This window comes from Xanthomonas sontii (assembly GCF_040529055.1).
Lineage (GTDB): Bacteria > Pseudomonadota > Gammaproteobacteria > Xanthomonadales > Xanthomonadaceae > Xanthomonas_A > Xanthomonas_A sontii.
On the sequence record NZ_CP132342.1, the window covers coordinates 1,464,923 to 1,491,602 of the forward strand.

The window sequence follows — 26,680 nt, forward strand, 5'->3', positions numbered from 1 at the left end:
TGTGGGGGGGGCAGGCGGAGCGATTGCTGCCGTGTCGGGTGGATGCCTGGCTGGGGCCCGTACCCTCATCCGCCCCTGCGGGGCACCTTCTCCCGGTGGGAGAAGGGAAAAGCCATAGCCCCTCTCCCCCCGGGAGAGGGGTTGGGGTGAGGGTACGAGCGCGCAGCGCCTCATGGATCCCGGAGGCGAGCGGCCGGCCCTGTGCTGGCGCTTGGTTGCATGCTGGCGTTTAGGAGCGATACCTGGCTGGCGCCCGAACCCTCATCCGCCCCTGCGGGGCACCTTCTCCCGGTGGGAGAAGGGAAAAGCCATAGCCCCTCTCCCGTCGGGAGAGGGGTTGGGGTGAGGGTACGGGCGCGCAGCGCCTCATAGCCCACCGCCCGCCGCAAACATCCCAGACAGCACCTTGCCACCACCCCTGCGATAGTCGCCCCATCCCAGCCAACACCAAGGCCGTTCCCATGAAAATCCTGCTCGCCGGCGCCTCCGGCCTGGTCGGTGCCCACGTGCTGCGCCAGTTGCTGGCCGCCCCCGCCTGCAGCGCGGTGATCGCGCCGACCCGGCGCGCGCTGGAGCTGGTCCATCCGAAGCTGCTCAACCCGGTGCTCGACTTCGACGCGCTGCCGGCGCAGGCGCCGTGGTGGCAGGTGCAGGCGGCGATCTGCGCGCTCGGCACCACGATGCGCCAGGCCGGCTCGCGCGCGGCATTCCGCCGGGTCGATCACGACTATCCGCTGGCGATCGCGCGCCTGCTGCGCCAGCACGGCACCGAGGCCTTCGCGCTGAACTCCGCGCTGGGTGCGAATCCGCGGTCATGGGCCTTCTACAACCGGGTCAAGGGCGAGTTGGAACACGACCTGCGCGCGCTCGGCTTTACGTCGCTGACCCTGGTGCGGCCGGGCCTGATCGGCGGCGAGCGTGCGCAACGCCGCCGCGGCGAGCATGCCGCCAGTGTGGTGTTGCGTGCGCTCGGACCGCTGCTGCCGCGGCGCTACCGGATCAATCCGGCCGAACGCATCGCCGCGGCGCTGGTCGCGGCAGCGCTGCAGCCGCGACCGGGCGTGCAGGTCGTCGATGCGGCGCAGTTGGTTTAGGGGCCGGGATTGGGGAGTGGGGATTCGGGATGGGAGCGTCGTGCGCGAGTCCGCAGCATTGCCCGCCAACGCACGTTTGGGCGACTTCTCTGTGGATCGTCCGCGGCGTGACGCCGGCGCCAGGCCACATCACCACGGCATCGCGTGCAGCCCACGCTCGCCGCAGCGCGCTCGCGCGCACTGGACGCGGCCGCACACCGAGCCTCCTCAGGCGCCCAGCGACTGCCCGCCGTCCACCGCCAGCACCTGGCCGGTGATCCAGCGTGCCTGCGGCGAGGCCAGGAACAGTGCCGCGTTGGCGACGTCGTCGATCGCGCCGAAGGCGCCGAACGGAATGCTGGCGCGGATCTGCCGGTACAGCTCGGGCTGCTGCTGGCGACGCTGCTCCCACAGGCCGCCGGGGAACTCGATGGAACCGGGTGCGATCGCATTGACCCGGATCCGCTCGCGCGCCAGCTGCGTCGCCAGGGTGGTCGTGTAGTAGTTCAGCGCCGCCTTCGCCGCCGAGTACGCCGGCACCCGCGGCGTCGGCCGCAGGCCGTTGATCGAGCTGATGTTGAGGATGCAGCCGCGACCACTGCCGCGCAGGTGCGGCAACGCGGCGCGGTTGCAGCGCACCGCGGCCATCAGGTCGATGTCGAAGCCGGCCTGCCAGCTCGCATCGTCGTCGCCATGGCCGTAGCCGGAGGCGTTGTTGATCATCACGTCGATGCCACCCAGTGCGTCCGCGGCCTGGGCCACCCAGGTCTGGATCTGCGCGGCGTCGGCCAGATCGCAGCTCTGCGCCGCGATCGGGTGGCCGTGGCGCTGCAGCTGCGCGGCGGCGTCGGCCAGCGGCGCGGGACTGCGCGCGCAGATCGCCACTGCGGCGCCATGGCGGGCGAAGGCATCGGCGATCGCCAGGCCGATCCCGCGGCTGGCGCCGGCGACGAGCACGCGGTATCCCGCGAAAGCGGACGGATCGGTCATCGGTGGCTCCTGCGTGCCGTGGGGCGTGCGCCGATTATCCGCGCAATCCGCAGCGCGTGGCCGCTTCTGGCACCATGGCGGCCGTCGTACGCGCCGTCCGTCGGTGCGCCCGCCGCGCCGTCGCCCTGCGATGACCGCCGCATTCCCTTTCCAGGATTTCCCGCAGTGAAGAAGACCTACCGGCTCCGCATCGAAGGCAAGCATCCCGACCGCCTGCTCGACGCCGCCAAGCACGACATCCGCAAGTACATCCGCCGCGAGCGCCGCAAGACCTTGCCGGCCGGTGCGGACTACTGGGATTTCGACACCCTGTTCGGCACCGAGGAAGCCACTGCCGCGGTGCTGCCGCCGGCCGAGCTGCTGCGTGCGGTCGACGCGCTGGTCGCCGCCGGCGGCGAGCAGTTCTACGTGGAAATCCGCAGCCGCGCGTGCACGCGGCCGCCGCGGGCCAAGGGCGGCGAGGACGAAAGCGAGCACGATCCCTTCGAGGACTGAGCGCGATTCGGCTTGCCTGTCGCGCCGGGGGCGGCGCCGTGGCATCGACGTGCGACGCCACGCCACTGCCCGCGCCCTTTGGCATCGCCGCAGCGCTTGCCGCGGTGCGGCAGGCCTTCCAGGCGTTTCTGGCCGGAGGGCCGACTGCGGCACGCGTTGGCGCGGACGCTCCTGGCGTCCTTGGTCGGATCCGTCCGACAAGCCCGCGTAGCATGGCGACGCGGTCGTCCTGATGTTCTGGCCGGAAACGTGCCTGATCTCGGCACGCGTCTGTGTGGCGACGGATGCCGCAGCGAAGCGTCGTACAGCCCACGCGGCGGCGCTCAGCCGCTCGCGGGCGGCTCCCCGTCCTGCGCACGCGCCGCGCGCAGCCGGTCCTTCTTGCTCGGTCGCTTGCCCTTGATGCCGCCGGTGGAGGCGGCCGCCTCCGTGGACGGTGCGGCGGCCGGGGGTGGCGCTTGCTTCGGCTCGAAACCGGGAATGCGTTCGCGCGGCACGCGCACGCCTTGCCGCTTTTCGATCAGGCGCAGATGCGCCGCACTGGCCGCGTCGACGAAGCTCAGCGCCTGGCCCTCGGCACCGGCGCGCGCGCTGCGGCCGATGCGATGGGTGTAGTCCGCGGTGGAACGCGGCAGGTCGTAGTTCACCACCACCGGCAGCGCGGCGATGTCGATGCCGCGCGCGGCCAGGTCGGTGGTCACCAGCACCCGCACCTGCTGCTGGCGGAACGCCTCCAGGGTGCGCAGGCGCCGCCCTTGTGCGAGGTCGCCGTGCAGTGGCTGTGCGGCGATGCCGGCCTTGGCCAGCGCCGTGGCGACCTGCTCGGCGCTACGCCGACTGGCGACGAACACCAGTGCGCGCGGCCACGCTTCCTGTTCCAGCAGATGCTGCAGCAAGGCCAGTCGACGCCCGTCGTCGACCTCGATCGCGCGCTGGCGCAGCGTCGCCGGAATCGCCGCGGCGTCGGCGGCGTCGCCGATGCGTCGCGGCGCGCGCAGCAGGCGCGTGGCCAGCGCCGCGATCGGGGCTGGCAGGGTGGCCGAGAACAACAGGGTCTGCCGCGTCGGCGGCAGCAGTTGCAGTAGCCGCTCCAGTTCGGCGCCGAAGCCCAGGTCGAGCAGGCGGTCGGCCTCGTCCAGCACCAGGTGCGCCACCGCGTCCAACTGCAGCGCGCGCTGCGCCAGCAGGTCGAGCAGGCGCCCGGGCGTGGCCACCACCACGTCGGCACCGCCGCGCAGCGCCAGCATCTGCGGATTGATTGAGACGCCGCCGACCGCCACCACCACCCGCGGCCGCCGCGGCAGTTCCAGGCCCAGCGCGACGAAGGTATCGGCGACCTGCACCGCCAGTTCGCGGGTCGGCACCAGCACCAGCACGCGCGTGGAGCGCGCCGGCCTGTCCGCTTGCGCGCAGGCCTGCAGCAACGGCAACGCGAACGCCGCGGTCTTGCCGGAACCGGTCTGCGCCATGGCCAGCAGATCGTGGCCGGCGACGACGAGCGGTACGGCCTGCTGCTGGATCGGCGTGGGTGTCTGCCAGCCGACGCGCGCGAGCGCGGCGGCGAAGGCGGGATACAGCGCGGGCGACAGGCCGAGGGAGGCGAACGGCATCGGAGGCGGGCAGGGCGCGGGAGAGACCACACAGTATCGCCGACCCGGCGCAGGAGCGGCTTCCGTCGTGACGTTTTGGCGATCGCGCGTCGCGGCTGATCCCGAAAAGGGGACAAGAGCCGCTCCTACGCGACAATCGGCGAGAGCAGCTGTTGCCAATCCCCAATCCCCAATCCCGAACTGCAACGCACGGCCATCCACGCGGATGGCCGTGCGCGTCCGTGCAGGCCTTACTGCGGGCAGCTCACGCCGACCGCGGCGAAGGCATTGCGCACCGCGGTCACCGAGCGGCTCAGGTCGCTCGCGGCGGTCTGCACGCCGCAGGCGCCGCTGTTGAAGCTGGTGCTGGGCGTCCAGTACAGCTGGTTGGCGCGGGCGAATACCTCGAACGCGCTGCGCGTGTTCCAGCCGGAGGTGGTGGCCAGGGTGTAGAACGCCTTGTTGTAGACGCCCGAGGAATAATGCACGTCCAGGCCGCTGCGGTAGTTGGCGGCGTTGTCGATCGAGCTGCCGTCCTGCGTCGGGTTGGCCATGTAGCGCAGCGCACCGTTGGCCTTGAAGATCTCGGTGCCGACCTTGAAGTCGTTCGTGCCCTTGAGGTAGTACTCGGTGGCCTCGCCGGCCATGTCCGAGAAAGCCTCGTTGATGCCGCCGGACTGGCCGGAATAGGTGAGGTTGGAATGCTGCTCGGTGAAGCCGTGCGAGACCTCGTGGCCGGCGACGTCGGCGCTCACCAGCGGATAGAAGCGCGTGTTGCCGTCGCCGAAGTTCATCGTCGCACCGTTCCAGAACGCGTTCTCGTAGCGCGTGCCGTAATGCACGCGCATCACCAGCTGGAAGGTCAGCGGCGCCACGCCGACGTAGCTGCGGTACATCTTCTCGATCACGCCGCCGAAGTAGTGCGCGTCGTTGATCGGCGAGTAGGCGCCGTTGATGGCCTTGTAGGTGTTGCGCGGGCAGGTGAACTGGTACGCGGTGGTGCCGGAGCTGCCGCCGTTGAGGTTCACCGACTTGACGTTGCTGTTCTGCATGCGGCAGTTGTCGTCCACCTCCAGGAAGCCGTGGATGCTGTCGCTGCCGTACTCGTACTGGCCGGTCTTGGCGTTGCCGCCCGGGCCGGTGGCATCGCGCGTGGTCAGCGCGTCCCACTGCTTGAGGATGGCGCCGCTGCGCGCATCCACGATCACGAACGGCCTGCTCGGCGCGCCGCCGTTCGGCGCATCGGCGAAGAACGACACCACGTAGGCCAGGTGCGCGCGGTCGCTGTCGTCGAGGTAGATCATCTGCGGCGCCTGCGCGCGTTCGATGCGGCGCTCGGCCTGAGCCGCGCCCAGCGCGACGCGCTGGGCCAGCAGCAACGCACGGTCGGCAGTCAGCGTGGCGCTGGGCGCATTGGCGGCAGTCGCCGGCAACTCGCTGGCCAGCCCGGCCACCGAGCGGCCGAACAGGCTGCGCACGCTGCCGTCGGCGCGCTCGCTGACGATCACCTGCTCGCCCCACACCGGAATGCCGCGGAAGGTCTGCTGGTAGCGGCGGTGCACGGTGCCGTCGGCATCGTCGCTGTTGCCGAGCAGGGTCAGCGCGGACTCGGCGTCCAGCCCGATCAGTTCGGCATGGCGGACCGCGGGTGCGACCGGGATGCCGCCCACGCGCGCGGCGGCGCTGCGGTACTGGGTGCCGAGCGTGTCCGGATTCTTGGCGTGAAGATCCACGCGTTGCGCGGCGCTGGCGGAGGTGGCGGCGAGCGCGAACAGCAGGGAGGGCAGCAGCACCGACGGACGATGATGACGTGGCAGAGTCATGAGCGGAATCCTCGAACGCAAGAAGGAAGGGCGCGCCGTCGCGGCAGCGGAGCGGCCGTGGCGCGATGCGTGGCATGACGTTCAGGGCAGTGCGGCCGATCGGCGCAGTGCCTCCCCCTGTGCAGCGACCATAACGGCGGCGTCGCGTCGCGTGGTAGACAGGTTGCGTTCAGGGTTTTTGCATCGAGCAGATGCGGTATCGCCGTAGCTGCGACGTGTGACGCGCAATCGAGCCAAGCGGTTCGCCATCACGGTACATGCAGGTCGGCGGATGTGCACCGAATGCATGCGAAGCGATCGCAGCACCAATGCCGGACCGCCGGTAGCACTTGGTCCCTGCACTGTGGGAGGTGCTTAAGCCCCGACGCGCTGTGCAGGAATTGCTCGGGAGAGCATCCCGTAGTGTGTAGAAGACTGCAGAGACCACGCGCGCCTCTGCATGGCCTCCGAGGCATCCAATGCAGAACGGCCTCAATCGCGGTGCTTTTAGTTCGTCGCGTCGGGACTGAAGTCCCTCCCACAATGGGGGGCATACCACCATGGCGGTGCATCTACTGCGTCAGCGCAGCAGATGCACCGTCTGGCGTCAGGCAGGTCGGCTGATCTGCAAGACGGCTGGCGCTCAGCCCGGCAGCGCCAGGTCGTCGATCATCGCGCGCAGGAAGCGCGCCGCTTCGCCGCCGGTGCAGGCGCGGTGGTCGAAGCTCAGCGACAGCGGCAAAATCTTGTGCGTCTCCACGCCGCCCATCACCGGCACCAGCTGGTGGCGGGCGCGGCCTGCGGCGACGATGGCCACGCACGGCGGCACCACGATCGGGGTGGCGTAGCGGCCGGCGAACATGCCGAAGTTGGACAGCGAGATGGTGTAGCCGCTCAGCTCCGAGGCCGGGATGCTGCGCGCCTCCACCTGCTGGCGCAGGCGGTTGATGCCTTCGCGCACGCCGCGCGCATCGAGCATGTCGGCGTTGCGCAGGGCCGGCACGAACAGGCCGTCGTCGGTGTCCACGGCGATGCCGATGTCCACGTGCGCGTGCAGGGTGCGGGTCAGCGCCTCGCCGTCGAACCAGGCGTTGAGCGCCGGCACCGCCCGGCAGGCGGCGACGATCGCGCGCACCAGGCGCCCGGTGGTGTCGTTGCCCGGCGTCCATGCGTGCAGATCGGCATCGTCGTTGAGCGTGGTCAGCACCACCTGGCGCTGCGCCTCGGCCATCACCCGCGCCATGTTGCGGCGCACGCCCTTCAGCGGCTCGGGCTGGCCCTGCATGGCCACGCCCGGCGGCTGCGTGCGCATCGGCTTGCCGGCGGCGGAGAGCGGGGTGCGCGCGGGTACGGCTTGGGATGTGCGGGCTGGCGCAGGAGCGGCTTCAGCCGCGACGGCAGGGCTCCGTGCGGTCGCGGCCGAAGCCGTTCCTGTAGCGGCGCCGACTTTCGCCGAACCATCGGCCGCGGCCTGCTTGACGTCGGCCAGGGTGACTGCGCCGTCGGCGCCGCTGGCACGCACGCGGCCCAGGTCCACGCCCAGCTTCTTGGCCAGGGCGCGTACCGCCGGCATCGCGCGTACGCCGCCGACCGACACGGCCTGCTCGCTGTGCACGGTGTTGGAGCTCTGCATCGCCCCGACCACGGTGCCGGCATCGTCGCGCTCGCCTGCGGACTGCGCGTTGTCGGCGTCGTGCAGTTCGCCGCCGTCGTCGGAGGCGACCACGCGGTCGTCGGCCGCAGCGGTGTCCGCACCGGCGCCCTTGCCGGACGCGGCCGGCGCCGCGCCGCCATGGTGATGGCCGGTGTCCTGGCCTTCGGCGCGCTGCGGCAGGTTCGGGTCGGGCGCGAACTGCGCCAGCATGCTCCCGGTGACGACGATGTCGCCCGGCGCGCCGGCCAGCTTCAGCACCTTGCCGGAGACCGGCGACGGCACTTCGACCACCGCCTTGGCGGTTTCCATCGACACCAGCGGCTCGTCCAGCCGGATGGTGTCGCCTTCCTTGACGAACCACTCGACGATGGTGGCGTCGGGCAGGCCTTCGCCCAGGTCGGGTAGATTGAAATTCTTGGTTTGGCTCATGTGGTCTCTTCCAGCAGTTCCAGGTCGCGTGCCGGCAGCCAGCCCTGCGTGCCGTCGGCGCGCTCGGCCCACCACCAGTCGCCGTATTCGTGATGCAGGACGACGGTGTCGCCCTGCGCGGCATCGAGTTCGCGCGCGTCGTAGTCGCGCATCGCCACGGCATGGCCGTCGCCGGTCGGCTGCAGCCAGGCCAGCGGCGCCCAGCCGGCGCTGCCGGCGGTGCCGGTGATCCAGACGAACGCCGGCCACTCTTCGTCGCGCACGCCCAGCGCGACCCGCTCGCCGGCGGCGATGCGGATCGGATGCGGATAGGCGGCGCGGTAATCGCTGATCAAACGTGCCTGCATATCAACCCGCGGCCATCGCCCGCTTGGCCGCCGCGACGATCTTGTCGGTGCTCGGCAGGTACTTCATTTCCAGCCGGAACAGCGGGATGTGGGTGTCGTAGCCGGTCACGCGCTGCACCGGCGCGACCAGGTCGTACATCGACTGTTCGGCCAGGCGCGCGGCGATCTCGGCGCCGAAGCCGGCGCTGCGCGGGGCCTCCTGCACGATCACGCAGCGGCCGGTGCGCGCCACCGATTCGGCGATGGTGTCGAAGTCCAGCGGGCGCAGCGTGGCCACGTCGATCACTTCGGCGCTGATGCCGTCGGCGGCGAGGCGGTCGGCGGCCTCCAGCGCTTCCTTGACCTGCGCGCCCCAGGCGACCAGCGTCACGTCGGTGCCGTCGCGCAGCACGAAGCACACGTCCAGCGGCAACGCCTCGCCGTCGTCGGCCACAACTTCCTTGTACTGCCGGTAGATGCGCTTGGGTTCCATGTAGATCACCGGATCCGGCTCGCGGATCGCCGCCAGCAGCAGGCCGTAGGCGCGCTGCGGCGAGGACGGCAGCACCACGCGCAGGCCCGGCACGTTGGTGAAGATGGCTTCGTTGGCTTCGCTGTGGTGCTCCGGCGCGCGGATGCCGCCGCCCCACGGCACGCGCAGCACCATCGGGCAGTGCAGGCGGCCGCGGGTGCGGGTGCGCAGGCGCGCGGCGTGGCAGATCAGGTGATCGACCATCGGGTACACGAAGCCGTCGAACTGCGCCTCGGCCACCGGCTTCATGCCCTGCGCGGCGAGGCCGACGCTGAGCCCGGCGATGGTGGTCTCGTCCAGCGGGGTGTCGAGCACGCGCTGCGCGCCGAAGCGCTGCTGCAGGCCGGCGGTGGCGCGGAACACGCCGCCGTTGACGCCCACGTCCTCGCCCAGCACCAGCACCGAGGGGTCGTGCTGCAGTTCCCAGGCCAGCGCCTGGGTCACCGCTTCGATCAGGGTAATGGGCGTGCTGGTCATCGGGCTGTCTCCGCGCGCGGTGGCGGCGCTGTGGGCGGTGCCGGCCGCAGGCGCGGCCGTGTGATCGGCGAGGCGGGGACTCAACTCATCCATGGCGCTGCTCCAGGGCGATGGCCTCGGCGCGCTGCGCGAGCAGGTCCGGCGGCGGGTCGGCGTACAGGTAGTCGAACATGGCTTCCACCGGCTGCACCGGGGTTTCCAGGTAGGCGTTGAGTTCGATGTCGGCCAGGCGCGCGCATTCCTGCTTCCACGCCGCCTCCTCTTCTTCGCTCCACAGGCCCTGCGCGCTCAGCCAGGTGCGCAGGCGCAGCAGCGGCTCGCGTTCCCAGGCCTGCTTGACCTCGGCGTCGTCGCGGTAGCGGCGCGCGTCGTCGGCGGTGGTGTGGTCGGACAGGCGGTAGGTCATGAACTCGATCACCGTGCCGCCCTGGCCGGCCAGCGCGCGCTCGCGCGCCTGGCGCATCGCTTCGAGCACGGCGATCAGGTCGTTGCCGTCCACCTGCAGGCAGTGCAGGCCGCCGGCCAGGCCCTTCTGCGCCAGCGTCTGCGCGCCGGTCTGCGCGTTGCGCGGCACCGAGATCGCCCAGCCGTTGTTGATCACGCACAGGATCAGCGGCAGCTGGTAGGCGCCGGCGGAGTTGAGCGCGGCGTAGAAGTCGGTCTTGGACGAGCCGCCGTCGCCGCAGGTGGCCACCGCCACCTGAGGTTCGCCGCGCAGCTTGAACGCCAGCGCGGCGCCGGCGGCGTGCAGGCACTGGGTGGAGATCGGCACGCAGATCGGGAAGTCGCGGGCGGCGTCGGAATCGCGCTGGAAGTCGCTGCCGCGCTCGTCGCCGCCCCAGTACAGCAGGATCTCGCGCGGACGCACGCCGCGCATGAACATGGCGCCGTACTCGCGGTAGCTGGGCGCCAGCACGTCGCCGCGGCGCATCGACGCGCCGATGCCGATGTGGGTGGCCTCGTGGCCCAGGCAGGAGGCGTAGGTGCCCAGCTTGCCGGTGCGCTGCAGGGCCACCGCCTTGCTGTCGAAGGTGCGCACGTAGAGCATCTGCTTGAACAGCGCCAGCAGCGTCTGCGGGTTGGCCGAGTCGGCCGGAAGCGCGTCGCGGACCGGCTGGCCGCCCGCGTCGAGGTACTGCAGGAACTCAATTTCGAACTGGGCGGCGATGCTCATGGCGATGGCGCTCTCGACAACAAGTTTCAAATGATATGAGTCGGCATGTTAAGGAAGCCGTGCACAAAAGCCGTCGTGCACCGCAGCACGCGGCGATGCCGTATCGCACAAGAAAAGCGTGGTCGTGCCGCGTTGCCGATTGATGGCGTTGGGTATCGCCGATGTTGCACTGCGATGCATGCCGTTCATGTGCGCGTGGGTGTCCACCGGTGGCGGTGGTACATGCCAGCGGTGCGGTGCGCGATGGAGGCGAGAGTGTCGGACAAGGACAGAAGGCGCGCGCGTGCAGCAGCAGCGCAAGGGCATCGCGCATCTCCCGCTACGCACCCTCAAGCCGCATGGACGTCGCCTCGTAGCAGCGGCTTCAGCCGCGACCGGCGTTACCGGGGATACTCCATCGCGGCTGACGCCGCTCCTGCGCGATAGCGCTTTCGGCAGCGCGTGATCGGCGCCGGGTGGCGTTGCCCCAAGCAAAAAGGGCGTGGCCTTGCGGCCACGCCCTTTCGTCTGCACCGCTTGCCGCGATCAGCGGCCGAACAGGCGCAGCCCCTCCACGCGGGTGCTCAAGCGCGCGCTGTTGTCGCTCGGGTCGGCATCGGCCGAGGTCGACCCGGCGCTGGCGCCGATCACGATCTGGCGGTCGGCCGGCAGCGGCCGTGTCGCCAGGCTCAGGCGGAACGCGGCGCTGGCGCCCGGCGCCAGGTCGGCGCCGCTGCGGCACTGGAAGCGCGCGCTGCGCAGGCCGTGGTTCTGCCGCACGCACTGCCAGCCGCGCGGCGGCACCAGCGCAGTGAGCGCCGACAGGGTGCTGCCGTCGATCTCCAGGCTGGCGCCCTGCACCGGCGCATTGCCGTGGTTGCGCACGTCGATGCGGTAGTCGGCGAAGAAGGCGAAGAACGGCAGGGTGGCCGGGCCGTCGATCGAGACCGCCAGGTCGCCGGCCGGACGCGCCTGCACCGCCACGGTGGCGCCGCCACCGTTGTCGCCGGCGTTGGGGTCCTCGGTCTGCGAGGTCACCGACGCGGCCAGGCTCAGGCTGCGCCCGACCAGGGCGGTGCCGGCCGGCACCGCCACCTCGAAGCGCGGCGTGGTGCCGGCGGCGAACTGCGCGGTGCTGCAGGTGACCACGGTCTGCGCAGCCACCTCCGGCGCGGCGCAGTCCCAGCCTGGGGCGGCGGTCACGCTCGGGGCCACCGCCGCGTCCAGGGCGAAGGCGACTGCCGCCGCACGCGCCGCGTCCGGACCGGCGTTGGCCAGTTCCACGCTGTAGCGGATGGTGTCGCCGGCATAGACCGACGCGTTGGCGGCGCTCACGCGCAGGCTCAGGTCGGCACGCTCCAGCGGCTTGAGCTTGATCAGCACCACCGCCGGGTCGTGGTCGGACAGCCGCGCCGGCGAGTTGGCGTCGTTGCGGGCCACGGCCGGGAAGTCGGCGTTGAGCCGCGCATGGGCTTCGCTGAGACCGGCGATCTGCGCCGAGCGCATCAGCGCGCGGTTGGCCAGGATGTGGTCCAGCGATTGCACGTTGCCGTCGTAGGCGTAGGAATAGCTCTGGTCCGGCGTCGACAGCAGGGTCAGGTTGTACAGCGCCGGATCGACCAGGGTGGCGCCGTCGCCGCCGACCACGGTCTGCGCGTCGGGCGCCGGCAGGCCGGTGATGGTGCCCATCGCATCGACATAGCCGTCGTTGAACTCGAAGGCGTTGAAGTCGCCCATCACCAGCAACTGCTCGGTCGGATCGGCGGCCTGACGCGCCTGCAGCAGGTTGGCCAGGAACACCGCCTGCGCCTGGCGCTTGGCGCGGATGCGCTGGCCGCTGGCGTCGTCGGTCTCGGCGCCGTTGAGCGAACGCTGGTGCACCTCGACCACGGTCAGCGGCAGCGCGCGGCCGTCGGCAAAATGCACCACCGCCTTCAGCAGCAGCGGCGGGCGGTCGTTGAGCAGGCTGACGGTGCCGCTGGGCTCGGTCCAGGTGGCGGCCTTGCCTTCCTGGCTCACCGAGACCACCTCGACGCGGGCGATGCCGGCGCCGATCTGCGCGGTCTTGACCAGGAAGCCGACGTCGATGCCGCCCACGTCGTTGCCTTCCTGCAGGTAGGCCACGTACTGCGGATCGGGCTGGCCGGCGGCCACCGCGTCGCGGTTGACCCGGTCGGCCAGGGTCTGCAGCACGCTCAGGTTCTCGATCTCCACCGTGCCGAGGATGTCGGGGGTGTTGAGGTAGTTGCGGATCGCCAGCGAGGCCTTGTTGAGGCGGGCCTGGTAGGCGGCCGCGGTCAGCACCGGTTCGCCGATCGCCGGATCGTTCTGGTCGTCGAAGAAGCGCTCCATGTTGTAGGTGGCGATGTTGACGTCGTCGGCCTGCGGCGCGGGGGCCGGCTTGGGCTGGTCGGCGCCGTCGCACTGCACGGTGGGCGCGGTTTCCGGGTAAATGGTGTAGCGGCGGAAGCTGTAGTCCAGCGGGCCGCTGACGCCGAGCACGGTGCAGCCGGCGGCCACGTCGATGCGCTGGCCGCCGAGGCCGGCGCTGCCGACCGCGATCACCTGCGGGCTGGTGTTCCAGCGCGGCACATCGGCCGGCGAGCCGGCCGGCAGCGCGTCGGGCTGCTGCACGCCGGCGGTGCGCCAGGCGCGCGGCAGGCCGGTGACCACGGCATGGAACACGCCATTGCTGGTGGCGCTGGCGTTGGTCTCGTTGACGTTGCCCAGGGTCGGCGTGTTGACGGTCAGGCTGGGCACGGTGACGCGCATGCCTTCCAGGCGCTCGAGCTGGTCGTAGGCGCCGTTCGGGTCGGGGAAGCGGGTGGTCAGCTCGACCGCGGCCGGCAGCGGATTGCCGGTGGACTGCAGCAGCACCGTCGGCGAGGTCAGTTCGGTCAGCGGCGGCTGGCTGGGGTCGGTGCTGGGCACGTATTCGACCACCGTGGCCTGCACCCGCACCGAATTGCCCACCGCGGCCTCGGCCGGCGGCGCACTGCCGGTGTAGACGTAGATGCCCTCGGAGGTGAGCGGGTCGGCGTCGGCCTGGGCGTCGGGCGTCTGCAGGAAGAAGCCGGCGCTGCGCCGCGCGGTGACGATGCCGCTGGTGGCGACCACCTGGCCGACCAGCGGCGAGCGCGCGCCGCTACCCTGGATGCTGTGGATCGGCACCAGGTTGAAGTCGTCGTTGAGGATCACCCCGCTGGCGGTCAGCGTGGACGGCAGTGCACCGCTGACGCCGGTGATGTCGAGGTAGAAGGTCTCGTCGGGCTCGTTGCTGGTGTCGCCGTTGACCAGCACGCGCACCTCGGCGCTGCTTTCGCCGGCCGGGATGGTCACCTGGGTCGCGGCCAGTGCCTGGTAGTCGCTGCCGGCAGTGGCGGTGCCGTCGCGGGTGGCGACGGTGAAAGTCACACCGGCGCTGCCGGCCGGCTGGCTCAGCGTCACCGTGAACACGAACGCGCTGCTGCCGCTGTCGCCTTCGGCGCGGCTGACGTTGGCCACGCTGGCCACCGGCTGGTTGCCGCCGCCGCACAGGCTGACCGGCGCGGCGCTGTTGCGCGGGGTCGGCGCGCCGGTGGCAAAGTCGGCGTTGTTGTTGTCGCTGTCGGTGCAGCCGCCGTTGCCGCGCAGCACCGCCAGGGTGTTGCTGGGCGCGGCGGTCGGGGCGCTGCCCTCGGCGCAGCTGGCGCTGCTGCCGTAGCCGACGAAGTCGGCGTTGCCGGCCGGGCAGGCGCCGCTCAGCGCGGCGCTGCTCTTGCTCAGCGCGATCTTGCCGGCGCTGCCGCTCATGGCGATGGTGCCGGTGGCGTCGGGCGTGGGCAGCGCGGTGCTGCCGCCGCTGCCGTCGGCCTGCTTGACCAGGTAGTAGCCGCCCGGCGCGATGCTGCCGCTGAGCGTGGTGACCTGCCAGCTGCTGCCGGCGGCCGAGGCGTACTGCACCGACCAGCCGGCCAGGCTCACCGCCTCGCTGCCGTTGTTGTGCAATTCGACGAAATCGCTTTTGTAGGTGGCGCCGCTGTTGCCGCCACCGCCATAGACCTGGCTGATGACCACCTGGGCCTGGGCGTACCCGGCACCACCCAGCGCGCACGACAACACTGCAGCTCGAAGCAGCATGGTTCGCATGAACAAGATCTCCCCAATCCTTGAAGACGTGGACTAACGCATATGACTTGACGGCACCCCCCAGGCGCCGCCGACGATTGTGCCGGAGTTTGTCAGCCGGTGCTGACGAATGTGTGACATTCGTCGCTGCGGTACCCTTGCCGGCCCGGAACGCCCACGCCGCCCATGCCCGTCGAACAGAACCAGCGCCCGCTCGAAGCCGGCATCCACACCGACCTGGAAGGCCGCCTGACCTACGGCGGCTATCTGCGCCTGGACCGGCTGCTGTCGGCGCAGCAGCCGCTGTCGAACCCGCCGCACCACGACGAACTGCTGTTCATCGTCCAGCACCAGACCTCCGAGCTGTGGCTGAAGCTGCTGGCGCACGAGCTGGGCGCGGCGATCGCGCACCTGCAGCGCGACCAGGTGTGGCAGTGCCGCAAGGTGCTGGCGCGCAGCAAGCAGGTGCTGCGCCTGCTGACCGAGCAGTGGTCGGTGCTGGAGACCCTGACCCCGTCCGAGTACATGGGCTTCCGCGACGTGCTGGGTCCGTCCTCCGGCTTCCAGTCGCTGCAGTACCGCACCATCGAATTCATGCTCGGCAACAAGAACGCGCAGATGCTGCCGGTGTTCGACCACGACCCGCAGGGCCAGGCGGCGCTGCAGGCGGTGCTGGAGGCGCCCAGCCTGTACGAGGAGTTCCTGCGCTACCTGGCCCGCTTCGGCCACGCGGTGCCGGCGCCGTACCACGTCCGCGACTGGCGCCAGCCGCACGTCAGCGACCCGCTGCTGCGCCCGGTGTTCGAGCGCATCTACGAGAACACCGACCGCTACTGGCGCGAGTACGCGCTGTGCGAGGACCTAGTGGACCTGGAGACCCAGTTCCAGTTGTGGCGCTTCCGCCACATGCGCACGGTGATGCGGGTGATTGGCTTCAAGCGCGGCACCGGCGGTTCCAGCGGCGTCGGCTTCCTGCAACAGGCGCTGGCGCTGACCTTCTTTCCGGAGCTGTTCGAGGTGCGGACGTCGGTGGGGCTGGAAAGCCGGGACCCGGGACTCGGGACCCGGGTCCCGGATGGGGCGTCGCAAGCGCCGTAGTGGAGCGCGCTGGCAGGCGCCGCTCGGCCTTGCTGCGCTGCGTCGTGGTCGGAGGCGTTGGTCTTTCCGTGGGGCGTGCCGCGTGGACCCGGGCGTAGCGCATGCGCACATCGCCTTCTCGCCCGGAATCCCTGGTCTTCGAGAGCCCGCCTTTCCGGGTCCCGGGCCCCGGGCCCCGAGTCCCGTCCCCACCACGCATTTGACGCCACGCCGTCGCTCGGTGATCCTCGCCCGTTGCCCGGCCTGGCCGGACGCACCGCCCCAGCCCATCCTGAATACGCAAGGGAACACCGCATGAGCGTTGACGTCGTCGCGTCGAACCACCCCGCCTCACCGCAGCCGCCGTCAGCGCAACCGCCCGAATTCAAGACCCTGCTGGGGCATCCGCGTCCGCTGTGGATGCTGTTCATGACCGAGTTCTGGGAGCGCTTCGCGTTCTACGGCATTCGCTGGGCGCTGGTGCTGTACATCGTGGCGCAGTTCCATGGCGGCCAGGGTTCGGGCCAGGCCTCGGCCAGCGCCACCTACGGCGCCTACCTGGCACTGGTGTACGCGGCGGCGATCTTCGGCGGCTACATCGCCGACCGGGTGCTCGGCTACCAGCGCTCGATCCTGGTCGGTGCGGCGGTCATGTCCACCGGCCTGTTCCTGATCTCCGTGCCCAACCCGCAGGTCTTCGAACTGGGCCTGGCCACCGTGGTGGTCGGCAACGGCCTGTTCAAACCCAACATCTCGACCATGGTCGGCAAGCTGTACAGCGCCGCCGATCCGCGCCGCGACAGCGGCTTCACCATCTTCTACATGGGCATCAACCTGGGCGCGATGATCGCGCCGTGGCTGACCCAGCAGCTGGCCGAGAAGGTGTTCGGCACCGAAGCGATGCCGTCCTACAAGATGGTGTTCATCGCCTCGGGCATCGGCATGCTGATCAGCCTGGTGTGGTTCTGGTTCGGCCGCCGCCAGCTCAAGGGCATCGGTGCGCCGTTGCCGGGCGGTGCCGGCGGCATGCGCGTGGTCTACGTGCTGTTGGGCATGCTGGTGGCGGTCCCGGCGGTGTACCTGGCGCTGGCCGCCGGCGCCGAAGTGCTGCAGTGGATCCTCAGCACCATGTTCGTGGCCCTGGCGATCATGTTGCTGGTGGAAGGCATCCGCAACGGCAAGGTGGCGCGCGACAAGGTCATCGCGATGCTGATCATCTTCGCCTTCAACGTGCTGTTCTGGATGTTCTTCGAGCAGGCCGGCAGTTCCTTCACCTTCCTCGCCGACGAGATCGTCAACCGCCAGTTCGGCGACTGGACCTTCCCGACCGCGTGGTTCCAGTCGGTCAACTCGCTGGCGATCATCACCCTGGCGCCGGTCATCGCCTGGATCTGGGTCAAGGCCGGCCGCTTCAATCCGTCGATCTCGCGCAAGTTCGCGCTCGGCCTGGCGTTCAACGGCCTGGCCTTCCTGCTGCTGATGTTCGCGCTGTCGAGCTTGGTCAACGACGCCGGCAAGATCCCGTTCTGGACCCTGTTCATGGTCTACGTCATCCAGTCGGTGGGCGAGCTGTGCCTGTCGCCGATCGGGCTGTCGATGGTGACCAAGCTGGCGCCGGTGCGGCTGGTCGGCTTCGGCATGGGCGGCTGGTTCCTGTCCACCGGCATCGGCAACAACCTGTCCGGCATCTTCGCCAGCCATGTCAGCGGCGAAGGCGGCATGACCGTGTCGTCCGCGCTGGGCGGGTATACCTTCGGCTTCTGGGCGCTGCTGGGCGCCGGCGTGGTGCTGTTCCTGATCGCGCCGCTGATCAGCAAGCTGATGCACGGTGTGAAGTAACCTGAGGACGACGCAATGGCGATGAACAAGACGATCTGCGCTGCCCTGGCGGCGATGCTGGCGCTGAGCGCGTGCGGGCAGACCGCGGCGCCGCCCGACGCGCAGGCGCCGGCCAAGCCGCTGGACACCTCGGTGCAGAAACCGCCGGTGGCCGACCCCAACCAGCCGGTGGCCTCGGGCAATACCCCGGCCGCCGCCGACGTGGCCGCGGCCAAGGCCCTGGGCGCGCAGTTCGATCCGCAGCGCAATCCGGCCGACGACCTGGACACCGCCATGGTCGAGGCCAAGCGCGGCGGCAAGCGCATCCTGCTCGACGTGGGCAACGAGGCGTGCGACTGGTGCCACACCCTGGACACCTTCATCGAGGGCGATGCGGAGCTGCGCAGCTTCCGCGACGCCAACTTCGTCTGGGTCAAGGTCAACGTCAGCGACGCCAACAAGAACGAGGCGTTCATGGCGCAGTACCCGAAGATCGTCGATTTCCCGCACCTGCTGGTGCTCGACGCCGACGGCAAGCTGCTGCACTCGCAGGTGCTCGCCGACCTGCAGAAGGGCAAGGACTACGATCGCAGGAAGTTCTCGGACTTCCTCAAGGAATGGGCGCCGCCGAAGGCCTGAGCGGTCGCGAAGCGCAGTTCTCGTAGGAGCGGGTCTTGTCCCCTTTTGTGGGATCAGCCGCGACCGGGCATTCCAGGGAAGCGCGGTCGCGGCTGAAGCCGCTCCTGCGGTGTTCGAGGCCCCGGTGTCACGGGCTCCGGCGCCTCAGCGCCCGGTCATGCTCGGCAGGCCCTCGGCCGCCAGGCGGTCGATCAGCCGGTTCAGCAGGCGCTGCTCGTCCTCGCTGAAGGGCGCCAGCAGGCGCCGCTCGCATTCCAGCACCATCGGCGCCACCACCTGGTACACCTCCACCCCGGCCGCGGTCAGGTGCAGCACCGAGCGGCGGCGGTCGTCGCCGTGGGTCTCGCGCTGGATGAAGCCACGCTCCAGCTGCCGCGCCACCGCCCGACTCACCGCCACCTTGTCCATCGCGGTGCGCTCGGAGACCTCGCCGGCCGACAGCCCCGGATACAGCGCCAGCACCGCCATCACCCGCCACTCGGTCACCGCCATGCCGTAGCGCTCGCCGTAGACGCGGGCGATGTTGCTGCTGATGCGGTTGGACAGCACGCTGATCCGGTACGGCAGGAACCGTTCCAGATCCAGGGAGGGCGAGTCGGGCGTGGGAGCGGGCGTGGCGATCGTCATGCTGCATTGCACCTTGCTGGTGGTTTCACTTGTAACTATAACGGAGGATACTACGGTCCATTCTCGCGAGTCTGGCGCCCGTCCGCATCCGAAATTTCGGCCCGGCCGCCGCGACTCCCCCCTCCAGGAGACGCGTCATGAATGCACAAGCGCAGCATCCGTCGCAGCCGACCAACCTCGGCATGCAGGTCACCACCTTCGAGAACCCGATGGGCATCGACGGTTTCGAGTTCGTGGAATTCGCCGCGCCGGCCGGGCAGGGCGAGCAGTTGCACGCGTATTTCCGCAGCATGGGCTTCACCGCGGTGCTGCGCCATCGCCAGCGCGCGATCACCGTGTACCGCCAGGGCGGGGTCAACTTCCTGGTCAACGAGGAACCGGATTCCTTCGCCGCCGACTTCGCGGCCGCACATGGTCCCTGCGCCTGCGGCTTCGCGATCCGCTTCCGGCACCCGGCCGACGACGTGTTCGCCAAGGTGCTGGAGAACGGCGGCGAAGCGATCGCCGACAAGGCCGACACCCGCGCGGTGCCGGCACCGGTGGTCAAGGGCATCGGCGACTGCATGCTGTATCTGGTCGACCAGTACGGCGAGAAGGGCTCGGTGTACACCGAGTTCGAGCCGGTGCCCGGTGCCGAGCAGCATCCGGCCGGTTTCGGCCTGACCTTCATCGACCACCTGACCCACAACCTGTACTTCGGCAATATGCAGCGCTGGTCGGACTACTACGAGCGCCTGTTCAACTTCCGCGAGATCCGCTACTTCGACATCAAGGGCGCCAAGACCGGGCTGGTTTCCAAGGCGATGACCGCGCCGGACGGCGTGGTGCGCATCCCGCTCAACGAATCGTCCGATCCGAAGAGCCAGATCAACGAGTACCTGGACGCCTACCGCGGCGAAGGCATCCAGCACATCGCCTGCTTCACCGACGACATCTACGAGACCGTCGAGCGCATGCGCGCGGCCGGTGTCGAGTTCCTGGACACGCCGGACACCTATTTCGAGGTGATCGACCAGCGCATCCCCAATCACGGCGAGGACGTGGCGCGGCTGGCGCGCAACAAGATCCTGATCGACGCCGACCTGGAGACCAAGCAGCGCAAGCTGCTGCAGATCTTCACCCAGAACTGCATCGGCCCGATCTTCTTCGAGATCATCCAGCGCAAGGGCAACGAGGGCTTCGGCGAAGGCAACTTCCAGGCGCTGTTCGAGAGCATCGAGCGCGACCAGATGAAGCGCGGCGTGCTCTGAGGGCGGAACGCGGGCGGCGCGCGGAGGCTGGCAGACAGCGGATGCTCGACGCGAGTGGACGCGCGCGGCCAGGTCAGGTCCTGACGGCGCATCGCGGAGACTTCCGACAGCCGGTGTAGCCCCTCTCCCACCGGGAGAGGGGTTGGGGTGAGGGTACGGTGGGGTCATGACGATCAAACCGCCACTACCCACATCGACACTGGCACACGCACGCCACCTACGTCGCACCATGACCGATGCCGAGCGCGCACTATGGCGTTATCTGAGAAGCGGACAGTTGCAAGGTGCCAAGTTCCGGCGTCAGTACCCGATCCCACCGTATGTCGCAGATTTCTGTTGTGTGGCGGCAAAGCTGATTGTCGAAATCGACGGCGCGCAACATACCGAACCATGCGATGCCACAAGAACGCGTTGGCTGGCATCGCAAGGCTGGCGGGTCGTGCGCTTCTGGAACAATGACGTACTGCTTTCGATCGATGCCGTGATCCAGGTGATTTGCGACGCCACTGGGTCGCCGTACCCTCACCCCAACCCCTCTCCCGGTGGGAGAGGGGCTTGATATCCAAGGCTCAAGCATATGCATGACCATCATCGCTACATGTCCGGCTTCGGCAACGAATTCGCCACCGAGGCGGTGCCCGGCGCGTTGCCGGTCGGGCAGAACTCGCCGCAGCGCGTGGCCCACGGCCTGTACGCCGAGCAGTTGTCGGGCACCGCGTTCACCGCGCCGCGCGGCGCCAACCGGCGCAGCTGGCTGTATCGCATTCGGCCGGCGGTGATGCACGGCGGCTTCGTCGCCTACGACCGTGCCGGCGCGTTCCACAACGACTTCCAGCGCGGTCCGGTGCCGCCGGACCAGTTGCGCTGGAGCCCGTTGCCGCTGCCGGAGACGCGGGTGGACTTCGTCGACGGCCTGTACACCATGGCGGGCAATGGCTCGGCCGAGGCGCAGCATGGCGTGGCGGTGCATCTGTATGCGGCCAACGCGTCGATGCAGGGCCGGTTCTTCTACAACGCCGATGCGGAACTGCTGTTGGTCCCGCAGCTCGGGCAACTGCGCCTGTGCACCGAACTGGGCACGCTGGAAGTGGCGCCGCAGGAAATCGCGGTGATCCCGCGCGGCGTGCGCTTCCGCGTGGAACTGCCCGACGGCCCCGCGCGCGGCTACGTGTGCGAGAACTTCGGCGGCCTGCTGCGGCTGCCCGACCTGGGGCCGATCGGCGCCAACGGCCTGGCCAACCCACGCGATTTCCTCACGCCGGTCGCCGCCTACGAGGAAGACGAGGGCGACTTCGCACTGATCGCCAAGTTCCAGGGCCATCTGTGGCGCGCGCCGATCGGGCATTCGCCGCTGGACGTGGTCGCCTGGCACGGCAACTACGCGCCGTACAAGTACGACCTGCGCCGCTTCAACACCATCGGCTCGATCAGTTTCGACCATCCCGATCCCAGCATCTTCACCGTGCTGACCGCGCCCAGCGACACGCCCGGCACCGCCAATATGGATTTCGCGATCTTCCCGCCGCGCTGGTTGGTGGCGCAGCACACCTTCCGGCCGCCGTGGTTCCACCGCAACGTGGCCAGCGAGTTCATGGGCCTGGTGCACGGCGTCTACGATGCCAAGGCCGACGGCTTCGCCCCGGGCGGCGCGTCGCTGCACAACTGCATGAGTGGGCATGGCCCGGACGCGGCCACCTTCGACAAGGCCTCGCAGGCCGACCTGTCGCGGCCGGACGTCATCGCCGACACCATGGCCTTCATGTTCGAGACGCGTGCGGTGCTGCGCCCGACCGCACAGGCGCTGGACGCCGCGCATCGCCAGCGCGACTACCAGCAGTGCTGGCAGGGCCTGCGCCGGCACTTCCGCGCGCCCTGAGCGGGCGCCGGCGCGGCCGCGCCGCTCAGGCTGCTGCCGGGGCTGCCGCTGCGACGCACGGCGGCGCTGCCCGTCAGGCGGCCTCCGCCGCGGTCGCCAGCGCGCCGTGCAGCGATGCCGGCAGGATCTCCAACACGCGCTCGCGGATGCGCTGCGCGTAGCGCTCGGAGGTCATCTCCGGCATGGTGCGCAGCGCCAGCGCGATCGCGCGCAGGGTGTCCTGCTCCTCGCGCGCGGCGCGCAACTGCAGCTGCAGGGCAGGCGAGGCCGGATGCCGCTGCAGTTGCAGCAGGTCCAGCAGATACATGCGTGCATTGAGCAGGGCGCGACGCGGGTCGGCCGGTGGTGGTGGCGCGCTCGCGGCCACCGTTGCGGCGGCGACGCCGCGCCCATCGTCCAGGTAGCCCTGCTCCAGCAGCCCCTGCACGATCGCATCGGCGCCGCGGCCGCCCAGCGTGGTCAGTTCCTCGACGCTGCGCTGGCCGTCGGCCAGGATCAGCACGCGTCGCTGGCGCATGTCCAGCGGCGCATCGTGCGATTGCAGTGCCGCAAGGGCGAGGGCGGTCTTGCGCGGGTGCATGGCGGCGGGGTCGGTAGGCGCGCAGCGTGGCGCAGCGCGGTGAAATGCCGATGACAGGGGCGATGCGTCGGCGTGTCGGTGCCGGCAAGCGGCACGCCGTCGACGTGGTCGAACGCCTGGTCCGGGACGCGGTGCTCGGCCGCGCATGCCTGGCAGTGGGTCGCCGCTGCCGTGCAGGGCGAGGGCATGCACGCTAGCCTATGCGCTGGTCCAGTGAGGAAGTGCGATGAAGCCGATTCAACCAGGCGTGGCGGTGTTGCTGCTCGCGCTCGCCGCCTGCGACCGGCAGCCGCCCGCGCCGCCGGCCGCGCCTCCCGCACCGTCTGCGCCGGCGCAGGCGCCGACCGCGGCACCCGCCACCGCCGACGACGGCGCCTTGCCGCCGCCGGACATCGACCAGCCCGATAGCGACGTGCCGCCGGCACAGGCGCCGGCCTCGGCGCTGCCGCCGGAACTGGCCGCGGACGACCGGCAACTGGCCCGCATCGATGGCTATGGCGACCTGCGCCTGGGCATGCCGGCGGCGCAGGCACGCGCCGCCTGGGGCGGCGAGCTCGACGGCCAGCCCAGCGCCGGCAGCAGCTGCTACGTGCTGCGTCCGCGCTGGGCCAAGGGCAACAACCGGTTCGGCCTGATGATCGAAGGCGACAAGTTGGTGCGCTACGACGTGCGCACCCCCAAGGAGACCGCGCCCGGCGGCGGCAAGGTCGGCATGGACCTGGCGCAACTGCGCGCGCTGTACGCCGGTCGCGTGGAAGAGCAGCCGCACAAGTACGTCGAAGGCGCCAAGATGCTGCGCGTGCGCGGCGAGTCCGGCCAGCCTGGCGTGCTGGTGTTCGAGACCGACGCAGCCGGCAAGGCCGTCGCCTGGCGCGTGGGCCTGCCGCCGCAGGTGGATTATGTGGAGGGGTGTGGCTGAGAAGCCGGGAATAGGGAATCGGGAGTGGGGAATCGGAAAGGCGTGCGGGTCGAGTGATGGCGGGAACTCGGCCCGCCTATGTCAATGTCACCCACGTGGTGCATGAACGCTCCTTGGCTTTTCGCTTTTCCCCATTCCCGATTCCCGATTCTCCATTCCCAGCCGGCGCTCGCGCCGGCGCTCGCGTCGGGCGTACCAGCGTTCGCGCAGGCAGGAGAAGATCACGTACAGGGCCGGGGTGCTGAGCAGGGTCAGGCTCTGCGAGATCAGCAGGCCGCCGATCATCGCGATGCCGAGCGGGCGGCGCAGCTCCGAGCCTTCGCCCAGGCCCACCGCCAGCGGCACCGCGGCCAGGATCGCCACCATCGTGGTCATCATGATCGGGCGGAAGCGCACGATGCAGGCTTCGCGCGCGGCCTCCAGCGGGGTCTTGCCGTGCTCGCGCTCGGCGACCAGGGCGAAGTCGATCATCATGATCGCGTTCTTCTTGACGATGCCGATCAGCAGCACCAGCGCGATCATCGAGATCACCGACAGCTCGGTGCCGGTGACCCACAGCGCCAGCAGCGCGCCCATGCCGGCGGCCGGCAGGGTGGAGAGAATGGTCACCGGGTGCACCAGGCTCTCGTAGAGCATGCCCAGCACGATGTAGACCACCACGATCGCGGCCAGCACCAGCACCAGCATCGAGTTCGGCTGCAGCTGCACGCCGAAGCCGCCGCCGTCGGCGATGCGGATATCGCCGGGCATGCGCAGCCCGGCCACGGTGGCGGCGATGATCGCATCGCCCTCGCCGGTGCTCACGCCTGGCGCCAGGTTGTAGCTCAGGTCCATGGTCGTGTACTGGTTCATGTGCGTGATCTGCGACGGCGCCAGCCCCGGCACCTGACGCGCCACCGCGGTCAGCGGGATCATCGTGCCGTTGCGGGTGGGCACGTAGATGCGGTTCAGCGCCGCCGGCGTGGCGGTCTGGTCCGGCAGCGCGTTGACCACCACGCTGTACTGGTTGAGGTCGGAGTAGATGGTGGAGATCTGGCGCTGGCCGAACGCGCCGTACAGCGCGCCGTCGATGGCGCCGATCGACACGCCCAGGCGCGCGGCCAGGGCGCGGTCGATGACGATGTTCTGGCGCAGGCCGGCGTTGTCCACATCGGTGCCGACGTCGCGCAGCTTGGGGTTCTGCTTCAGGGCGGCCTGCAGCTTGGGCAGCCACTCCTGCAACTGCGCGTTGTCGTTGCCCTGCAGCGAGACGCGGTACTGCGCGCCCTGGCTGGTGCCGCCGCCGCCGTCGCTGGGCAGATCCTGGATCGCGCGCAGGCGCAGCTGCAGGTCGGGGTAGCGGTCGGCCTTGGCGCTGAGCCGCGCCAGCACCTGCGCGGTGGTATCGGTGCGGCCTTCGTCGCGGCGCTTGAGCTCGATGTTGAAGCTGGCGCTGGAACCCTGGCGGCTGCTGCCCAGGCGCGCGCCGACGATCTTCACCGCCGGGTCGGACATCAGCATGTCGGTGATGCGGCGCTGGCGGGTGAGCATGTCGGCGAAGGACACGGTGGCGCTGGAGGTGGCGCGGCCCCAGATCAGGCCGGTGTCCTGCGCCGGGAACGAGCCCTTCTTGACCGCGCCGGCCAGGAACACCGTGGCCGCGATCAGCAGCAGCGGGGTCAGCGCCAGCAACAGAGCGTGGCGCAGCGAGAAGTCCAGGGCCACGGTGTACACGCGCAGCATGCGATCGTGCATGCGCTCCAGCCAGGCGCCGAAGCGGCCGGGTTGCTCCGGCTCGGCGTGCGCGGACAGGAAGCGGCTGCACAGCGCCGGGGTCAGCGTCAGCGAGACCACCGCCGAGACGCAGATCGCCGCGACCAGGGTGACGGTGAACTCGCGGAAGAACACCCCGATCATGCCGCTGGCGAACAGGATCGGAATGAACACCGCCACCAGCGAGGCGGTGATCGAGACGATGGTGAAGCCGATCTCGCGCGCGCCGGCCAGCGCCGCGTCCAGCCGCGACATGCCCTCGTCGAGGTGGCGCATGATGTTCTCGATGACCACGATCGCATCGTCGACGACGAAGCCGATCGCGATCACCAGCGCCAGCAGGCTCAGGTTGTTGAGGGTGAAGCCCATGACGTACATCGCCAGCGCCGCGCCGGCCAACGACAGCGGCACGGTGGCTGCGGCGATCAGCGTGGGCGCCAGCCGGCGCAGGAACAGCGCCATGGTCAGCACCACCATCGCCAGGCTGATCATCAGTGTGGCCTGCACCTCGTTGAGCGAGGCGCGGATGGTCGGCGTGCGGTCGAAGTACGCCGTCATCTTCGTGCCCGGCTGCAGGTAGGTGCGCAGCATCGGGATCTCGGCCTTGACCCGGTCCACCGTCTCCACGATGTTGGCGCCGGCGCGGGTGAACACATACATCACCACCGCCGGCTTGCCGCCGAACCAGGCCGCCTGGTAGGCGTCCTGCTGGCCGTCGTAGACGTTGGCGATGTCGCGCAGGCGCACCGCGCGGCCCTGTTGCTGGCTGATCACCACCTGGCCGAAGTCGGCGGCCTTGGCCACCGCGTCGTTGGCGACGATGGCGGTGGTGGTGGCGCCGTCGCTGAGGAAGCCGGTGGGCGAGGTGACGTTGGCCGCGCGCACCGCGTTGCGCAGGTCGTCCGGGGTCAGGCCCATGGCGTTGAGCGCGCGCAGGTTCACGTCCACCCGCACCGCCGGGGTGGAGGCGCCGCCGATGTCCACCGAGGCCACGCCGGTGATCTGGCGCAGGCGCTGCGCCAGCAGCGAATCGGCGACGTTGTACAGCTCGTCGGCCGACTGCGTGTCCGAGGTCAGGGCGATGGCGATGACCGGGTCGTCGTTGGGATTGGCCTTCTGGTAGCGCGGCGTGGCCAGGCCGGAGGGCAGGTCGGCCTGCGCGGCGTTGATCGCGGTCTGCACGTCCTGCGCCGCCGAATCGATGTTGCGGCTGCTCTGGAACACCATGAACACCTGGCTGTTCCCCTCCGAGCTGGAGGAGCGCATGGTGTCGATGCCGGGCACCTGGCCCAGGTGCCGCTCCAGCGGCGCGGTGACCGTGGCGGCCATGGTCGAGGCATCGGCGCCGGCCTGGCTGGCCTGCACGAAGATCACCGGGATCGAGATGTTCGGCAGCGCCGCCACGCCCAGGCGCAGGTAGCACATCATGCCGATCACGAACAGGCCGATGGCCAGCAGCGCGGTGCCGATGGGACGGCGGATGAAGGGCGCGGAGATGTTCATGGGGCCGGGAAT

At 70.0% G+C, this 26,680-nt stretch carries 20 protein-coding genes; 9 read left to right on the forward strand and 11 right to left on the reverse strand.

Translation table 11 applies throughout. The features are described 5' to 3' along the window. The first annotated feature begins 461 nt into the window (after positions 1-461). Positions 462-1,094, forward strand: a complete 633-nt coding sequence (locus RAB70_RS06335) for an NAD-dependent dehydratase (RefSeq protein ID WP_148829834.1) — start codon at positions 462-464, stop codon at positions 1,092-1,094. 207 nt (positions 1,095-1,301) lie between these two features. Here the strand turns inward: RAB70_RS06335 and RAB70_RS06340 are convergent, their stop codons facing one another. Further along, a complete protein-coding gene (locus RAB70_RS06340) occupies positions 1,302-2,063 on the reverse strand; it encodes an SDR family NAD(P)-dependent oxidoreductase (protein WP_148829835.1) in 762 nt (253 codons plus the stop codon). Positions 2,064-2,228: 165 nt separating this feature from the next. Between RAB70_RS06340 and RAB70_RS06345 the strand changes: the two genes are divergently transcribed. Further along, positions 2,229-2,558, forward strand: a complete 330-nt coding sequence (locus RAB70_RS06345; RefSeq protein WP_043094485.1) for a DUF6172 family protein — start codon at positions 2,229-2,231, stop codon at positions 2,556-2,558. Between the two features lie 323 nt (positions 2,559-2,881). Here the strand turns inward: RAB70_RS06345 and RAB70_RS06350 are convergent, their stop codons facing one another. The 7 genes from RAB70_RS06350 to RAB70_RS06380 all read right to left on the reverse strand — a co-directional run bounded on the left by RAB70_RS06350 (position 2,882) and on the right by RAB70_RS06380 (position 14,648). Beyond that, on the reverse strand, positions 2,882-4,168 hold the full coding sequence (locus tag RAB70_RS06350; protein ID WP_148829836.1) for a DEAD/DEAH box helicase: 1,287 nt from the start codon (positions 4,166-4,168) through the stop codon (positions 2,882-2,884). Positions 4,169-4,398: 230 nt separating this feature from the next. Next, complete coding sequence (locus tag RAB70_RS06355; RefSeq protein WP_170268101.1) at positions 4,399-5,970, reverse strand: M4 family metallopeptidase; 1,572 nt, start codon at positions 5,968-5,970, stop codon at positions 4,399-4,401. 622 nt (positions 5,971-6,592) lie between these two features. Further along, positions 6,593-8,032 carry a dihydrolipoamide acetyltransferase family protein gene (locus RAB70_RS06360; protein WP_148829837.1) on the reverse strand — a complete coding sequence of 480 codons (1,440 nt, stop codon included), beginning with the start codon at positions 8,030-8,032 and terminating at the stop codon, positions 6,593-6,595. Continuing rightward, positions 8,029-8,379, reverse strand: a complete 351-nt coding sequence (locus tag RAB70_RS06365) for an SH3 domain-containing protein (protein WP_017910228.1) — start codon at positions 8,377-8,379, stop codon at positions 8,029-8,031. Before RAB70_RS06365 ends, RAB70_RS06360 begins: the two co-directional genes overlap by 4 nt. A 1-nt stretch (position 8,380) precedes the next feature. After that, positions 8,381-9,460 (reverse strand): alpha-ketoacid dehydrogenase subunit beta, encoded by a 1,080-nt coding sequence (locus RAB70_RS06370; protein ID WP_017910227.1) that lies wholly within the window; start codon positions 9,458-9,460, stop codon positions 8,381-8,383. Then, positions 9,453-10,541 (reverse strand): pyruvate dehydrogenase (acetyl-transferring) E1 component subunit alpha, encoded by a 1,089-nt coding sequence (gene pdhA / locus RAB70_RS06375; RefSeq protein WP_017916506.1) that lies wholly within the window; start codon positions 10,539-10,541, stop codon positions 9,453-9,455. Before pdhA ends, RAB70_RS06370 begins: the two co-directional genes overlap by 8 nt. A 525-nt stretch (positions 10,542-11,066) precedes the next feature. Continuing rightward, a complete protein-coding gene (locus RAB70_RS06380; RefSeq protein WP_148829838.1) occupies positions 11,067-14,648 on the reverse strand; it encodes a lamin tail domain-containing protein in 3,582 nt (1,193 codons plus the stop codon). A gap of 165 nt (positions 14,649-14,813) precedes the next feature. Here RAB70_RS06380 and RAB70_RS06385 point away from each other — a divergent pair, with 165 nt between their 5' ends. The 3 genes from RAB70_RS06385 to RAB70_RS06395 all read left to right on the forward strand — a co-directional run bounded on the left by RAB70_RS06385 (position 14,814) and on the right by RAB70_RS06395 (position 18,161). Beyond that, on the forward strand, positions 14,814-15,725 hold the full coding sequence (locus RAB70_RS06385; RefSeq protein WP_148829839.1) for a tryptophan 2,3-dioxygenase: 912 nt from the start codon (positions 14,814-14,816) through the stop codon (positions 15,723-15,725). Between the two features lie 294 nt (positions 15,726-16,019). Next, a complete protein-coding gene (locus tag RAB70_RS06390) occupies positions 16,020-17,543 on the forward strand; it encodes a peptide MFS transporter (RefSeq protein ID WP_148829840.1) in 1,524 nt (507 codons plus the stop codon). A 15-nt stretch (positions 17,544-17,558) separates the two neighbouring features. Further along, positions 17,559-18,161: a thioredoxin family protein gene (locus tag RAB70_RS06395; RefSeq protein ID WP_017911302.1), complete on the forward strand. Its 603-nt coding sequence runs from the start codon at positions 17,559-17,561 to the stop codon at positions 18,159-18,161. Positions 18,162-18,305: 144 nt separating this feature from the next. Here the strand turns inward: RAB70_RS06395 and RAB70_RS06400 are convergent, their stop codons facing one another. Further along, positions 18,306-18,788: a MarR family winged helix-turn-helix transcriptional regulator gene (locus tag RAB70_RS06400; RefSeq protein WP_010341302.1), complete on the reverse strand. Its 483-nt coding sequence runs from the start codon at positions 18,786-18,788 to the stop codon at positions 18,306-18,308. Positions 18,789-18,970: 182 nt separating this feature from the next. On the opposite strand from RAB70_RS06400, the gene hppD reads away from it, so the two are divergent. The 3 genes from hppD (at position 18,971) to hmgA (ending at position 21,914) form a co-directional block, all read left to right on the forward strand. Then, complete coding sequence (gene hppD / locus RAB70_RS06405; RefSeq protein ID WP_087963682.1) at positions 18,971-20,038, forward strand: 4-hydroxyphenylpyruvate dioxygenase; 1,068 nt, start codon at positions 18,971-18,973, stop codon at positions 20,036-20,038. A 166-nt stretch (positions 20,039-20,204) separates the two neighbouring features. Further along, on the forward strand, positions 20,205-20,597 hold the full coding sequence (locus RAB70_RS06410; protein WP_148830344.1) for an endonuclease domain-containing protein: 393 nt from the start codon (positions 20,205-20,207) through the stop codon (positions 20,595-20,597). An 18-nt stretch (positions 20,598-20,615) separates the two neighbouring features. Then, complete coding sequence (gene hmgA / locus RAB70_RS06415; RefSeq protein ID WP_148828678.1) at positions 20,616-21,914, forward strand: homogentisate 1,2-dioxygenase; 1,299 nt, start codon at positions 20,616-20,618, stop codon at positions 21,912-21,914. 73 nt (positions 21,915-21,987) lie between these two features. Here hmgA and RAB70_RS06420 read toward each other — a convergent pair whose 3' ends face one another. Beyond that, positions 21,988-22,494, reverse strand: a complete 507-nt coding sequence (locus RAB70_RS06420) for a hypothetical protein (RefSeq protein WP_017916823.1) — start codon at positions 22,492-22,494, stop codon at positions 21,988-21,990. 226 nt (positions 22,495-22,720) lie between these two features. Here RAB70_RS06420 and RAB70_RS06425 point away from each other — a divergent pair, with 226 nt between their 5' ends. Beyond that, the gene (locus RAB70_RS06425; RefSeq protein ID WP_225851615.1) at positions 22,721-23,413 is read left to right on the forward strand and encodes a lectin; all 693 of its coding nucleotides are present in this window, start codon (positions 22,721-22,723) and stop codon (positions 23,411-23,413) included. An 87-nt stretch (positions 23,414-23,500) separates the two neighbouring features. Here RAB70_RS06425 and RAB70_RS06430 read toward each other — a convergent pair whose 3' ends face one another. Further along, positions 23,501-26,668 (reverse strand): efflux RND transporter permease subunit, encoded by a 3,168-nt coding sequence (locus tag RAB70_RS06430; RefSeq protein WP_148828677.1) that lies wholly within the window; start codon positions 26,666-26,668, stop codon positions 23,501-23,503. Positions 26,669-26,680: the final 12 nt, after the last annotated feature.

Coding starts and splice junctions, on each gene's coding strand:
- RAB70_RS06335 (WP_148829834.1), top strand. CDS start 462: ATGAAAATCCTGCTCGCCGGCGCCTCCGGCCTGGTCGGTGCCCACGTG.
- RAB70_RS06340 (WP_148829835.1), bottom strand. CDS start 2,063: ATGACCGATCCGTCCGCTTTCGCGGGATACCGCGTGCTCGTCGCCGGC.
- RAB70_RS06350 (WP_148829836.1), bottom strand. CDS start 4,168: ATGCCGTTCGCCTCCCTCGGCCTGTCGCCCGCGCTGTATCCCGCCTTC.
- RAB70_RS06355 (WP_170268101.1), bottom strand. CDS start 5,970: ATGACTCTGCCACGTCATCATCGTCCGTCGGTGCTGCTGCCCTCCCTG.
- RAB70_RS06360 (WP_148829837.1), bottom strand. CDS start 8,032: ATGAGCCAAACCAAGAATTTCAATCTACCCGACCTGGGCGAAGGCCTG.
- RAB70_RS06365 (WP_017910228.1), bottom strand. CDS start 8,379: ATGCAGGCACGTTTGATCAGCGATTACCGCGCCGCCTATCCGCATCCG.
- RAB70_RS06370 (WP_017910227.1), bottom strand. CDS start 9,460: ATGGATGAGTTGAGTCCCCGCCTCGCCGATCACACGGCCGCGCCTGCG.
- pdhA (WP_017916506.1), bottom strand. CDS start 10,541: ATGAGCATCGCCGCCCAGTTCGAAATTGAGTTCCTGCAGTACCTCGAC.
- RAB70_RS06380 (WP_148829838.1), bottom strand. CDS start 14,648: ATGCGAACCATGCTGCTTCGAGCTGCAGTGTTGTCGTGCGCGCTGGGT.
- RAB70_RS06385 (WP_148829839.1), top strand. CDS start 14,814: ATGCCCGTCGAACAGAACCAGCGCCCGCTCGAAGCCGGCATCCACACC.
- RAB70_RS06390 (WP_148829840.1), top strand. CDS start 16,020: ATGAGCGTTGACGTCGTCGCGTCGAACCACCCCGCCTCACCGCAGCCG.
- RAB70_RS06395 (WP_017911302.1), top strand. CDS start 17,559: ATGGCGATGAACAAGACGATCTGCGCTGCCCTGGCGGCGATGCTGGCG.
- RAB70_RS06400 (WP_010341302.1), bottom strand. CDS start 18,788: ATGACGATCGCCACGCCCGCTCCCACGCCCGACTCGCCCTCCCTGGAT.
- hppD (WP_087963682.1), top strand. CDS start 18,971: ATGCAGGTCACCACCTTCGAGAACCCGATGGGCATCGACGGTTTCGAG.
- RAB70_RS06410 (WP_148830344.1), top strand. CDS start 20,205: ATGACGATCAAACCGCCACTACCCACATCGACACTGGCACACGCACGC.
- hmgA (WP_148828678.1), top strand. CDS start 20,616: ATGCATGACCATCATCGCTACATGTCCGGCTTCGGCAACGAATTCGCC.
- RAB70_RS06420 (WP_017916823.1), bottom strand. CDS start 22,494: ATGCACCCGCGCAAGACCGCCCTCGCCCTTGCGGCACTGCAATCGCAC.
- RAB70_RS06425 (WP_225851615.1), top strand. CDS start 22,721: ATGAAGCCGATTCAACCAGGCGTGGCGGTGTTGCTGCTCGCGCTCGCC.
- RAB70_RS06430 (WP_148828677.1), bottom strand. CDS start 26,668: ATGAACATCTCCGCGCCCTTCATCCGCCGTCCCATCGGCACCGCGCTG.